Origin of the sequence: Serratia sp. CY71090 (genome assembly GCF_052166845.1) — a bacterium.
GTDB classification, from domain to species: Bacteria; Pseudomonadota; Gammaproteobacteria; order Enterobacterales; family Enterobacteriaceae; genus Serratia; species Serratia nematodiphila.
The window spans coordinates 485,195-498,064 of the sequence record NZ_JBJNOA010000001.1; the positions used below are offsets into that span (position 1 = coordinate 485,195).

Annotated in this window: 11 protein-coding genes; 10 read left to right on the forward strand and 1 reads right to left on the reverse strand. The window is 60.0% G+C overall.

Translation table 11 applies throughout. The annotated features are described in order from the left end of the window. Nucleotides 1-9 precede the first annotated feature (9 nt). From ACJ8OK_RS02300 to ACJ8OK_RS02340, 9 genes are read left to right on the forward strand one after another with little or no spacing between them, the layout of a single operon-like run. On the forward strand, nt 10-2,235 hold the full coding sequence (locus ACJ8OK_RS02300) for a DUF2169 family type VI secretion system accessory protein (RefSeq protein ID WP_060559864.1): 2,226 nt from the start codon (nt 10-12) through the stop codon (nt 2,233-2,235). Beyond that, the gene (locus ACJ8OK_RS02305; RefSeq protein ID WP_442530366.1) at nt 2,225-3,379 is read left to right on the forward strand and encodes a pentapeptide repeat-containing protein; all 1,155 of its coding nucleotides are present in this window, start codon (nt 2,225-2,227) and stop codon (nt 3,377-3,379) included. The genes ACJ8OK_RS02300 and ACJ8OK_RS02305 overlap by 11 nt, the downstream gene beginning before the upstream one ends. Then, complete coding sequence (locus ACJ8OK_RS02310) at nt 3,372-3,986, forward strand: DUF3540 domain-containing protein (RefSeq protein WP_033632657.1); 615 nt, start codon at nt 3,372-3,374, stop codon at nt 3,984-3,986. The genes ACJ8OK_RS02305 and ACJ8OK_RS02310 overlap by 8 nt, the downstream gene beginning before the upstream one ends. Before the next feature lie 6 nt (nt 3,987-3,992). Beyond that, nucleotides 3,993-4,358 carry a PAAR-like domain-containing protein gene (locus ACJ8OK_RS02315; RefSeq protein ID WP_033632658.1) on the forward strand — a complete coding sequence of 122 codons (366 nt, stop codon included), beginning with the start codon at nt 3,993-3,995 and terminating at the stop codon, nt 4,356-4,358. 9 nt (nt 4,359-4,367) lie between these two features. Further along, complete coding sequence (locus tag ACJ8OK_RS02320; RefSeq protein ID WP_033632659.1) at nt 4,368-4,874, forward strand: type VI secretion lipoprotein TssJ; 507 nt, start codon at nt 4,368-4,370, stop codon at nt 4,872-4,874. A 1-nt stretch (nt 4,875) separates the two neighbouring features. Further along, the gene (tssK, locus tag ACJ8OK_RS02325; RefSeq protein WP_033632660.1) at nt 4,876-6,234 is read left to right on the forward strand and encodes a type VI secretion system baseplate subunit TssK; all 1,359 of its coding nucleotides are present in this window, start codon (nt 4,876-4,878) and stop codon (nt 6,232-6,234) included. Continuing rightward, nucleotides 6,231-7,742 (forward strand): type IVB secretion system protein IcmH/DotU, encoded by a 1,512-nt coding sequence (icmH, locus tag ACJ8OK_RS02330; RefSeq protein WP_021505815.1) that lies wholly within the window; start codon nt 6,231-6,233, stop codon nt 7,740-7,742. The genes tssK and icmH overlap by 4 nt, the downstream gene beginning before the upstream one ends. Nucleotides 7,743-7,777: 35 nt before the next feature. Beyond that, on the forward strand, nt 7,778-11,257 hold the full coding sequence (gene tssM, locus ACJ8OK_RS02335) for a type VI secretion system membrane subunit TssM (protein ID WP_004935326.1): 3,480 nt from the start codon (nt 7,778-7,780) through the stop codon (nt 11,255-11,257). A 25-nt stretch (nt 11,258-11,282) separates the two neighbouring features. Beyond that, nucleotides 11,283-11,636: a DUF6277 family protein gene (locus ACJ8OK_RS02340; protein ID WP_033632662.1), complete on the forward strand. Its 354-nt coding sequence runs from the start codon at nt 11,283-11,285 to the stop codon at nt 11,634-11,636. 265 nt (nt 11,637-11,901) lie between these two features. Here the strand turns inward: ACJ8OK_RS02340 and ACJ8OK_RS02345 are convergent, their stop codons facing one another. Then, nucleotides 11,902-12,129, reverse strand: a complete 228-nt coding sequence (locus ACJ8OK_RS02345; RefSeq protein WP_004935320.1) for a hypothetical protein — start codon at nt 12,127-12,129, stop codon at nt 11,902-11,904. Nucleotides 12,130-12,374: 245 nt separating this feature from the next. Here ACJ8OK_RS02345 and ACJ8OK_RS02350 point away from each other — a divergent pair, with 245 nt between their 5' ends. Continuing rightward, nucleotides 12,375-12,665: a hypothetical protein gene (locus ACJ8OK_RS02350; protein WP_004935318.1), complete on the forward strand. Its 291-nt coding sequence runs from the start codon at nt 12,375-12,377 to the stop codon at nt 12,663-12,665. Nucleotides 12,666-12,870: the final 205 nt, after the last annotated feature.

Here is a 12,870-nt window from a genome sequence, read left to right on the forward strand (position 1 = left end):
GGCGCGGCAATGAGAATCATACGGCCACAGCAATTGGTGGCGATTAAAGGAAGTTACCAGATCGGGACAGACAGCCGGCTCGGCATCAGCGTCGTGGCCGGGTGCTACCTGTCCCGGCCTGAACACTTCGTGAACGAAGCCGAAATCTGGGAGGCGTGGAAGCGCGTGCCGCTCAGCCTGCCGATATTGGATGTTGCCGAGCCGAAGCCGTTCGCCGAATACCTGATCGCCGGCCATGCCGGCATCGGTCAGCCGGTGAAAACGCTGAATGTCAGCGCCGACATCGGCGGGCTGAAGCGCCGTTGGCGGGTCGAGGGCGAGGGACGGCGCGGCGCGATGGAGGTGGAACCCTTCCTCAGCGTGCCGCTGGATCACACCTCCGCCTGGGGCGGTAAAGACAACAAGGAGAACCCGTTTGGCCGCGGCTGCAATGACGGGCTGCGGCCGCTGCTGATGACGCTGTCCGCCGAGGGGACCGCGCAGGAGCGCTCTCCGCTGGCGGCGCCGGCGCCGGTGCCGCACGAGTTTGCGCTGCGCAAGGCGCACATCGATAAGGTGGCGGGCCAGATCGCCGGCAAAGCCTATCTCGAGACGGCATTCCCCGGGCTGCCGGCCAATATCGATCGGCGTTATTTCCAGATGGCGCCGCCGGCGCAGTGGTTGCCGGAAGCGGCGTGGCCGGATCGGGTGCCCTTCGAGCTGCAGGGCGTCGGCGCGCAAAGCGAGGCGATTCGCGGCGAGCTGCCGGCGGTGCGCGGACGGGCGTTCATCCGCCGTCACGATAGCGACAGCCTCGAGGAAATCGAGCTGCAGCGCAAAACGCTGTGGTTCCTGCCCGATAGCGACATCGCTTTGCTTATCTTCACCGGCAATGCGCCGTTGACGCATCTGCTGGACGAGTCCATCGAGTCCGTCATGCTGGCGTTGGATCGCTGCGATGCGCCGCGCTCGTTCGACTATTTCCAACAGGTATTCCGCAAGCGCAGCGACGATGACGCCTCGCCCTTTGAGTTTCTGTTCGATCCGGATCTGATGCCGGCGGAGATGGGGTTGAACGTCATCCAGGCGGTGTCGGATCACCCCAGCGACTTGCGTTACGATCCGTCGCCCACCTCTCTGGGCGATTCCGCCGTGTTCTATCGACGCATCCGCGAGGCGATCGCCTTGCACCAGCAACAAACGGCGGCGGAGCCCGCTTCCGTGACGTTGCCCGATTTGCCGGATCTTCCCGCCGAAGACGGCAATGACGCGTTTTTCCCCGAGAGCGCGACCGTGGAAGGGAAGACCTTCAGCGGATTGCGCTGCGAGGCGCTGTCGAGCAGGCATTTTCTGCAGTGCCGCTTTGAGCGCTGCGATTTCTCGCAGGCTTCTTTTGAGAACTGCACCTTCGAAAACTGCGTTTTTGATGCGGTCAACCTGACGCAGGCGGCGCTGCGCCAGATCCGCATGATCTCGTGCACGCTGCAAAAGCCGTTGCTGGCGGAAAGCGTGTGGCAAGAGGCGGTCTTCGAACGGGTGACGCTGGCGGAGCCTCAGGGGCAAGGCCTGCGCGCCGACCACGTGAAGCTGAATAACTGCGTTTTCGAGCGGGGCGATTTCACCGCGAGCCGCTTTGAACACGCGGCGATCGGCAACGGCATGTTTAATGGCGCGACGCTGATCCGCGCGCAGTTTCTGCAAGGTGAGCTGGACGCGTGCGTGTTTAACCGCTGCCTCGCCGAAGAGGCGGTTGCGCTGGAGATGACGCTCACCAAAAACTCGTTCCTTGGCGGCAACTGGCGCGGCGTACGCTTCGAACGCTGCCGCGTCGAGAGCCTGACGGCGGGCATGCAGGCGAACTTTTCCCACGCCGTGTTCAGCGATAGCTGTTTCACCAAAGTGGGATTGAAAGCGGCGCGTATGGATAGGTGCCAACTGCAGTACAGCGTTTTCACTGAATGCAACTTTGACGAGGCCGATCTGACGGCCTGCGCGATCGCCGGCTGCGATCTGGCCGGCGTGCGGTTTAAAGACAGCCTGTTGACGCACTCACGTTGGCAAAACAGCAGCGCTCAGCAAGGCCTGTTTTATAACGCCGATCTGCGCGATGCGGCATTTGACCAGTGCAATCTGGCGGCGGCGCATCTGGCGATGACCTGGCAGGACGCCGGCACGCGGTTCAGCGGTTGTCTGCTGGAGCGCGCGTGTTGGGTGCCGCGCAGAATCATTCATGGGGACTATGCGCATGAAAACTGAAAGCCGCGTGATTCAACAGGCGCTGCCTGACCGAGAGGCGATCGAACTGGAGGTCGCCCAGGCGGTGGCGCAGACGCCGCCCATGCCGCGGATCTTCAAGAAACGCCGGTTTCACGATCGCGAGCTGAAAGGGTTGACGCTGAGCGACTGCTTTTTCATCGACTGTCATTTCGAACGCGTCACGTTTGAAGGTTGTGATTTGCGGGCGGTGCGCTTTGAGGGCTGCACCCTGCAGCAGGTCAACGTGGTCGGCGGCAGCCTGATGAGCCTGTCGTTCAACGAATGCCGGTTTGACAACCTGACGCTGCAACAGGGGCTGCTGTGCAATTTGGCGTGCAACGACACCGCGCTGCAGGGGTGTTACGTCGGCGATTGTCTGCTGGATGACTGCGGTTTGATCCGGTGCGAGGTCAACGGCGCGGAAATTGAACGCAGCAACCTGGGGCATCTGGCGGTGCAGTCCAGCACCCTGACCAACCTGATGTTTCATCAGGACGTGATACAGGACGCCAACTGGTACGCCTGCCAACTTACGCAGTGCCTGTGGCAGGCGTCGACCCTCGAGCGCCACATCATGGGGAGCTGCCGGCTGGAGACGTGCAGCTGGCAGACGATCGCGGGGCAGGCGCGCATCTGGTTCACCTGTCGCCTGTCGGGCTGCACTTTGGCGCAGCTACAGCTGCAGGGCGCCAGTTTTCACCGCAGCGAGCTGGAGGGGTGTTCGTTCGCCGACAGCGATCTGACCTCGGCGATCTTCGCCGAAGCGCAGGCGCTGCGCTGCGATTTCGAACGCGCGACGCTGACCCTGGCGCAGGGGCAGAAGGCCCGGTTCAGCGAATGCGCGATGGGCGGCGCCAACTGGGGGCGCGCCATCTTGCCGCAAGCGGAATTCAGGGCGTGCGATCTGGCGTTAGCCAATCTTGAGCAGGCCGAACTTCGGGAAGCGAACCTGATCGAACAGCCGCTGACCGCCGCTCAGCAACAGAGTGCTCGCCTGCATGGCGCGCAGCGTCATCGCGCCGAAAATGTGCCGCTTACCGCCGATCCGTTCTTGAGTGCGATCGACGCCTGGTATGCGCATCAACAACCGGGGCCGCGGCAACCGTCGTATCAACGGCCAACAGGAGTAAGCAGATATGTATAAGTCCAGAAGAGAGCATCAGAAGGTCTATGCCAACGCCAGGGTGACGCCTTTGCAGTTGGTGCGCAGCGCTCCGCTTGCCGAACAAGGGGGGCGCAAGGTGGTGACGCTGGCGGCCGACGCCAACGGCGGTCTGTATGTCGACGGCATGCGCGCCCATTGTCTGGCGGTCGCCACCAGTTGCCTGGTTCAGCCGCTGGCGGGCGATCGCGTTTGCGTCATCGCCGACGGCGACAAGTTGGTCATCACCGAGATCCTGTCGCGGCAACAGGCGAACGCCGTCATGACGCTGGACAGCCGCTGCGCCAACTTGCGCATCGTGGCGCCGGAGATCGAGCTGCAGGGCGGCAAGCGGCTGACGCTGCGCAGCCCGCACTTCACGCTGCTGACGCGCAGCAGCCGTTGGGTCGCCGAAACGCTGCACCAAATCTCTCAACGCCTGTTTGTGCGCAGCAAGCACGCGAGCCGGCGGGTGGAGGAAACCGACGAGGTGCTGGCGAAGCACATCATTCAGGATGCGCGGCAATCCCTCGTCATCACCAGTGAAATTGGTTCCCTGAAGTCTTCGGCGGTGCTGAAGATCGATGGCGGCCAGATACATATGGGGTAAACCACCATGACTGCAGCCAATAACAACATGGCCGGGATCAGCTTTGCCGGCTGTGACCCGATGATACCGGCGCCGGGCCCGAACACCGCGCCCAACAGCACCGGCATACCGAACGTGCCTAACTATTTCCTATGCGGAGGCAATGAACAGAATCTCGGCAGTATTCGCGCGGCCACCGTCGATTCGGGCGGGGTGATCGGCGCCGCCTCCGGGACGCATTCGGCCCAGATGCAGCCGGTGCAGGGGTCGGGCAAGTATTTCACCGGCGGCATGCCGGTCACGCGGCTAGGCGATTCCAGCACGACGAACAATAACAACATGGTCGCCACTCAGGTCGCGCCGAGCCAGACCAAATGTTTCGTTAATGCATAGGAGTTCAGCATGGTGAAAACGCTCCGGGGGATGGCGACAGGGGGACTGTTGGCGGTGGGGATGCTCGGCGGATGCAGCTGGTTTTCTCACGATGAGGCTGTGGATGCGGGGCGCCGGTTGCGGTTTATCGACGTCGAGGTGACCGCCAACGACAACGTAAACCCCAATGCCGCCGGGGAGGCGCAGCCGGTCAAGGTGTGCGTGATAGAAACCAATCGCTCGGGGTGGATGCCCGAGGGGATTGGCGACGGCGCTCCTTGCCGCGAGACGGCGCCGTCGGAAGGGGCGCTGAGCCGGCACCAGAGCATTTTGCAACCGAGGGAGACGTTGCGATATCGCTTCGAGGTGCCGGCGGGGCAAGAGCGATGGGTCGTCGTCGGGGCGGAGTTTCAGCAAATCAGCGGCGTGTTGCCGCTCGCCGAGCAAAAGTCCCCTGCGCAGGCTGATTCGCAAATGAAGGTGATGGTGGGGATGACGTCACTCAGCATAGTGACTAACGACAAAATGGATGAATGACATGTTACCTAAACAACGCGTCGCCTGGGTAGAAGGCATGTTGATGGAACCGCAGCATTTCCAGCAGCAGGAACGTTTTTTCGAGCACTTGATTGAAGCGCGCTTGCGCAGCGTCGAAACCTTCACCTGGGGGTTCCTGACGCTGGAGATCGACAACGGGCTATTGGAACAGGGCAAGTTTGCGCTGAAGAAAGCCAAGGGCGTTTTCCCCGACGGCACGGCGTTCAGCATGCCTGAGGATATTCCGCTGCCGCCGCCGCTGGTGCTGGGAGAAGGCTGCCAGGGGAAAGTGGTGTGCCTGTCCGTGCTGATGGACATCGCCGGCAATGCCCAGATCGATCTTATCCAGGATGCGCGAAAAAGCAGCCGTTTTCGCACCATGGACGCCGAGGTGCCGGATCGCAACCACGGCGTCAGCCTGGAGGGAACGCCGCGCGTGTGCACGATGCAACTGGGCAGCCTGGTGACGCGGCTAAGCCTGGAGGACGCGGTCAGCAGCGCGGAAAGCGTGCTGCCGGTCGGTTTCGTGCGGGAGATCACCAGCGATCGTCGGGTGCTGCTGGATGAGCGCGCCTTGCCGCCGATGCTGGATTTCCGCGCCATCGGCTGGCTGCCTGCTTTCACCACCGAATTGCTTGGGCTGATCAGCCAGCGTCTGGAGTCGGTTTTCCGCCCGGACGTGCATATGACGATCGGCGGGCTTTCCGAGCTGCTGGAGTTGCTGTTGCTGCAAACCTTGAGCGAGTTCAATTTGCGCATCAGCCAACTGCTGGCCAGCCCGCAGGTGCATCCTGAAACCCTGTTCGACACGTTGCTGAGCCTGCTGGGGCGGCTCAGCATCATTCCCGGCGGCGAACGCCTCTGGGATCGGGCCGATCTGGTGTATCTGCACGATGAACCGCACAACTGCTACTTCCAGCTGTTCGCCTCGATTCGCCGCGCGCTGTCGCTGGTGATCGAAGCGCCGGCGGTGGCGTTGCCGTTTGTCGATCGCGGCGACAGCATTTATCTGTGCCCGAACGATTCGCAGCTGCGCCTGGAAAAACTGGTGTTCGCCGTCAGCTGCGGTTTGTCCATCGAGCATCTGCGCTCGTATTTCCCCGCACAGGTCAAACTGGGGCCGGTCGAGAAAATCATTCAGCTGATCGATCTGCAATTACCGGGCGCTCGCTTGCTCCCGATGGCTTCGCCGCCACGGCACATACCGTATTACCCGAACAGCATCTATTTCGAGGTTGATCATGCCGACCCGATTTATAAGGAAATGATGGCCGGCTCGGCGATGGCGCTCAGCATTGTGGGTGATTTCCCCGACCTGCGTTTTGACGTCTGGGGATTAAGGCAAGGGAGGGTGGGATGAACGAATTTGAGAGAAAAATACGCGAGGCGATGGCGGTAACGCGCAACAACGCGACGCCGCGCCTTCCCGCGTCCGGCTCGGTGGGCAAAACGACGGCGGAGATCGCCGCGCTGTCCTTCGGCGCGCGGGCGCTGGCCGCCAAGCTGCGGCCGGGAAGCGCCGGGGTGGCGACGCCCCCCGAACCCAAGCCTTATGAGGCTGAAAGCGTTGCGCCGGAAAGCAGCGAGCCCGCGCCGGGCGAGCGCCCGGCCGAGGCCGCGCCGACCTCGAGCGGGCTGTTCGGCCGCGCCGCGCTGAGCAAGCCCGGCGTGATGATGGGCCATTGGGACAACCCGCTGATCGCCGCCGCCATCCCGGTTCTGCTGCAGGTGGAGCGGGTGCGCGATCAGAAACAGCTGAATCCGGGCGCGGTGCGCGCGCAGATCGTGCGCGAGATCCAACAATTCCAGCAGACGCTGCTGGCGGATCACATCGCGCCGAGCGATGTGGACAAGCTGGCCTATCTGCTGTGCTCCTACGTGGATGAGTGTTGCATGAGCACGCTCGAATCCGGCGAACTGAATCTCAGCCTGCTGGTGGAGTTTTATCGCGACGCCTGGGGCGGGGAAAAGTGCTTCGAGCACCTGCAGGCCTATCTGGCCGCCTCGCCGCGCAACAAGGCGATCCTGGCGTTTTACGATCTGATCCTGTCGCTGGGCTTCGAAGGGCAATATCACGTAATGGAACGCGGCGCGGTGCTGTTGGCCGACGTGCGCAACCGTCTTGACGGCTATCTGTACAGCCAGAACCCGACGCAGACGCTGGCCGATGCCGAGCCGAGCAAAGTGGTACGCAAGGCGACCCGCATCACGCCGCTGAAGCTGCTGTGCTACGGCCTGGCCATCGCGCTGCTGGCGTATGCCTCGGCCGCCTGGTATCTGCACGATCAGTCCCGCGCGCTGCGCAACGCCATTTTGGCCTGGACGCCGCCGCAGCCGCGCAAAATCAACATCATGGAGACGCTGCCGCAGCCGCTGCCGCAAATCCTCAGCGAAGGGTGGCTGGAGGTGCGCGCCGATCCGCGCGGCTGGCTGTTGATCTTCACCTCTGACGGCGCGTTCGCCACCGGGCAGTCGAAGCTGTCGGAAGAGTTTAAAAAGAAACGCAACATCGAGCGTTTGGGGGAAGCGCTGGCGCCGTGGCCGGGCGATCTGGAGGTCATCGGGCATACCGACAACAAACCGTATCGCAACACCTCCAACAACTCCAACCTGAAACTGTCCGAGGCCCGCGCGCAGACGGTGGCCGACAAGCTGCGCGAATCCTTGGCCAACAGTAAATACAACCGCACCGTGACATCGGTCGGCAAGGGCGATCAGGAGCCGCTGGACGACAACGCGACGGAAGAAGGGCGCCGCCGCAACCGCCGGGTGGACATCCTTTGGAAAATCGGCGAGAGGGAGATGGCTTCACCGTCTGCAACGTTAAATCAGGCAGGGGTAGCCGCCGAGGTCCCCGAGGATAACTAAGACATCCGCCGGCGTAGAGATAATAAGGAAATTATATGATACGTAGATCATTCATATTGGTGATTGCCTTGCTGCTGTGTGCGGTGGTGTGGTGGATTGGGCCGTTGATCGCCATCGGCACCTATCGGCCGCTGCTGTCGGTCTGGGTCAGGGGCATCATCATCGCGCTGATCCTGTGCTGGGCGCTGTGGCCGTTCGTGGCGACGTTCTTATCCTGGGTGTTCCGCCACGCGCGAGCGCCGGCCCCGGCCAAACGCAAGACCGCCCAGCGAGATCGCGTGACCTCGCGCTTTTACGACGCCTTGCGCACCTTGCAGTACGTCGGCACGGCGAAGCAGCGCACCCCCTGGCAGCGCTTCAAATACCGCCTGACGCGCCGTTACGTCAGCGAAAAACCGTGGTTTCTGGTCATCGGGCCGCCGGGCAGCGGCAAAACCTCGCTGATCGGCGAAAGCGGCGAACGCTTCTTGCTGGCCGAGCACTATGGCCTGCAGCAGACGGTGGACGTCGGGCCGACCCAGGATTGCAACTGGTGGCTGGCGGAGAATTCGGTGTATGTCGACACCTCCGGCGAATGGCTGCAGTTGAACGGCCTGGGGGAAGAGGGCGCCAGGGCGCGTGACACCCTGTTCAAACTGATCCGCCGCCATCGCCGCCATCCGGGCATCGACGGCATCATGCTGTGTCTGGATGCGCGTTGGTTGCTGCACGCCTCGCTGACGGAGAGAAAGTCGGTCGCCGACGCGCTGCGCGTGCGCCTGCTGGAGATGGCCTCGTGGTTCCGCAGCGAGCTGCCGGTCTATCTTACCATCAGCCACCTCGATCAACTGGTCGGCGGCGAGACCTTCCTGTCGATGCTGGGCGACGATCTGTTGCAAAAAGGCATGGGGTTCAGCCTGAACCGCGCCGAACAGGGAGAAACCCCCTTCGAGCAGTATGAAACCCTCTACCGGGAGATGGTGGCGCGCGTCAGCCATCACGTGCTCGAACTGTTGCACGATGCGCCGGACGGCCAAAACCGCCAGCAGCTGCTGTTCTTCACCGAGTCGCTGGGGTCGCTGGGCAACCCGCTGTATTCCCTGTTAGAGCAGATCTTCCCGCAAACGCCGGTGGGCTACGCCTGCCATCTGCAGCAGGTGTGGCTGGGCAGCACCATCGCCTTGCCGCCGCAGGGGGCGATCTACAACGCGGAAGCGGCGGATATCTATGAAGCTCGCCCGACCGGGCGCATTTATCACCCGGAGCTGGATTACGCCCGGCAAGAACGCGGGGTGATGCAGCAGTCTTCGCACGCCAGGCCGCTCGGCAGCCGCATGAGCTCTCTGGGCCGCTATGTGCTGGTGCTCATTCTGTTGGCGGTCTCGTTTAACCTGCTGGCGATGCGTTACCTGTGGGAGAGCGATTACATCTCTTACATTGCGGCGCGCTTTGACGAAACGAAGCGCATCGTGCGCGAAATACCGGTGACTAACCGCGTCAGCGACGATGTCATTTCCGCCTATGAGCAGCTGGGCTACATGAACGCGCAATTGGGCGGCGAAGTGTCGCCGGTGCCGAATCCCTATTTCGAGCACAAGCTGATCAACAGCGCGGCGCAAAAAACCTACCAACGCCATTTGCTGCAGATCTTCTGGCCGGCGGTGGAAAACTATATCGCGGACGAACTCAAGAATGACGTCTCGGCGTCCAACAAGGACGTCTACGGCACTTTGAAAGTGTACCTGATGATGGGCGAACCTTCGCATCGCTCCGCCGAAGCCTTGGTCGACTGGTTCATGGCGCGCTGGGAAACCTTTATGCCGCAGGGTTACACCGACATGAACAAAGGCATCTTCGCTTACCATCTGCGGGAGATGTTCTCTTTGCCGGACGCGCCGGTCATGAAGATGAACGGCGATCTGCTGCGCCTGGCGCGGGTGAAAGCGATGAACATTCCGATGCAGGTGCGAGTGGTGCGCCGCATCGAAGAGAAACCGCTGCCGGCGGCGATCAACGATATTTCGTTGGCCGACGCCGCCGGACCGAACGTCTCCTTGATGCTGCGCCGCAAGAGCCAGGCGACGGTCACCGATACCGCCGTGCCGGGGTTCTATACCCGCGCCAGCTATCGCGACGTTTTCCTGGCGCAGCTCGATGACGCCGCCAAGGACATGATCGAAGAAGAGTCCTGGGTGCTGCGCGACAGTGGGGAAGGGAAAAACGCGGTGAACTCGCTGGCCTCGGCGCAGAAGCTGGCCGACGAGGCGAGGAAGCTTTATCTCATCGAGTATGCCGACAAATGGGATGCGTTCATGCGCGATGTACGCGCCCGGCCGGTCAACGGGCTTGAGGATGCGGCGATCCTGGCGCGTCAACTGTCCGACCCTTCTTCCCCGCTGGCCAATCTGGTGCGCTTCGCCGCGCGCGAAACCAGCATGACCGGCACCAACCAGGGCGATGCGGCAAGCTGGTTCGACCGCCAGCGCAACCGCATCGAGCAGCAGCGGCGCGACATCCTGGGCGAGATTTCCGGCGAGCGCGCGCGTTTTCGTCTCACGCCGGAGCGCGCGGTGGAAGATCGCTTCGAGCTGCTGCGCCGTCTGGGCTATCAGCTGTTGCAGACCACCAACGCCAGCAACGATCCGCTGAGCCGCAGTTTCGAAGCGCTGTACAGCCAGTTGACCACCTTGTCCACCTCGCTGCGCGGCGGCCAGGTGGTGCCCGCCGGAGGCACGCTGAAGCGCCTGCAGCTGGATGCGGCGCGCCAGCCGGAACCGGTGCGCAGCGTGATGATGGATCTGTTGCAGGTCGGGGACAGCCAGACGATTCAGCAAAGCCAGAAGAACCTGAGCAAAGGCGCTTCGTCGCTGGCCTCCGGCTTGTGCAAGAGCAGCATCAGCGGGCGTTATCCGTTCTCGCGCAACGCCAGAGCGGAGGTCGGCATTGAGGACTTCTCGCGCATGTTTGGCCAAAGCGGCGCGATGCAGCAGTTCTTCGATGAGAACCTGGCCCCTTATGTGGACGTCAACGCGCAGAAATGGAATGCCAAACCGGGTTCAGAGGGGATCGTCAATGCCAGCACGCTGGGCGCGTTTGAAAATGCCCGGCTGATCCGCGATACCTTCTTCACTGCCGGCGACAAGCTGTCCTTCTCCATGTTCATCAGGCCGTTGTCCCTGACGCCGACCATTACGGAAGCGACCCTGGATATCGACGGGCAGGTGATTAACTACAGCCATGGTTTCAGCCAGCCTACCCGTATCGATTGGCCGGGCCCGAAAGGCGGCAGCTATGTTCGACTGACCTTCCGCACCGGCACCGGCCAGATCCAGGTCGCCAGTTTTGACGGACCCTGGGCCTTGTTCCGGATGTTCGACGCCAGCAATCCCGTGCCGCTCGCCAGCGACAGGCGAGAGCTGACGATGTCGATGTCGTCGGTGGTGGGCGTGCTCAAACTGGAATTGCGCTCGACGATGAAAGATTTCCCACTTTGGTCACGGGCGTTGCGAGGATTCTCGTGCCCGAAAGCGATGTAAACACAACCGTAAAGAGGTGATAAACATGTTAGATCCAGCCAAAATTTTAGAAACCATGAAGGCCGGCGGCAATTTGGGCACCAACTCCCAATCGTCGCTGAGTCAACCGTTTATGCAAGGCGTCAGCAATATTCAAATGTCGGGGCCGGATGCGGCCAAGTCGGTCATGAGTAACGTGACAAAATCTTGCGATGATATGTTCGGCAATATGAAGGGCATTTTTAATGGTCTGCAATCAAATGTGAACGCACACCAGAAAATGCAAACGAGCGAGCAGCCGAAAGATTTTAATGTTTCCATGGACGATCTTCGTCCGGCGATTGCGAAAGGGTTCCCGCACGAAATGGCGGACTTCTTTTCCAAAGTGCCGAAACTGTAATCAACAACTCGATGGATAAAATACCGGGAGGTGGAAATGCCTCCCGGTATTCACAAGGAGTGGTGCGATGATCTATGACTGGATGCTTAAAAACGCCAATAAACGCATGGGTTTTTTCATCATAGTGATACCCAGCTTGTTTTTTTGGATAATGGTTTTTCTGACCTTTTATATTCTTTGATTCTTTGATGTAAAAAAAGCACCCGCGAAGGTGCTTAAAATGAAACGAATTAAAAAAATAGGAAGGGATGATTATGAATTGTTATTACAGTTTAGAGATGATCTGCAATCCGCTGGAAATCAGCGCATCGACGGCCAGACCAATACCTTTACCGATGGTGCCGACAACGGTTTTGGCATCCGGGTTAACACCGGCAATCGCGGAAATGGTATCAATACCTGTACCTACCGCACTGCCAATCAGTGTGCCTACGTCACCAAAAAAACCAGCACCGTTAACTTGTTCAATTTCTACTGCGGATAGTTCTTTCATGATTGAAACTCCTTTTTCAGTTAGCCCTTTACTTCAGGCCATTTCATTATTGCAAATCAGGTCATTTTTTCAATAAAACTCGCGCTGTTTTTTTATACTATTGTGTTTTTTGTTAGATTGATTTTGCATCGTTAGATTATATATTGCCGAAGCCTGGATTGTTATATCTCACTCGTCTTGAACGGCGGCGGTTTTATGAGGTTATTATTTTAAATCGGAATGATATATACCAGAAGGGAGACCTTATGAAGGTATTGACGACGCCGGAAAGACCTTTCCGGTATGATGAGCTTGCGGATAAAATTATCCGGGAGGCCAGGAGCCGCTTGGGGTGCGCCGTTCTGCGGTTTTTAGACTGCATGATCCTGGGGTATGGCCCGCCGGTGATAGTCTTTGATATCTATAATAATCACGGTAAGTTGCAAACGTTCAAAGTCATTCTTCCTCTTGGGAGCGACAAGCAGCTAAAAAAAGATCACCTCGGATTGGTTTCCTGTCTGGAGGCCAAAAAGCTGATGAGGATCAAAAAAATATAATTCATCCCGCTCGTCAACGATGCCGCGTTATCTTTCTGCGCTGCGCATCACTCCTGAAAAATCGTTACTCCTACCAGGCATTTCTTGCGCGGGCGGCCGATGGGTTCGCCTTCTTCTTTTTTGTTGCCGTCTACATGAAAGGGCGGGAATCACTTACTGCCATAAAGTGTAGCTTTTTTTTATGCAATTTTTTTACAATAAAATG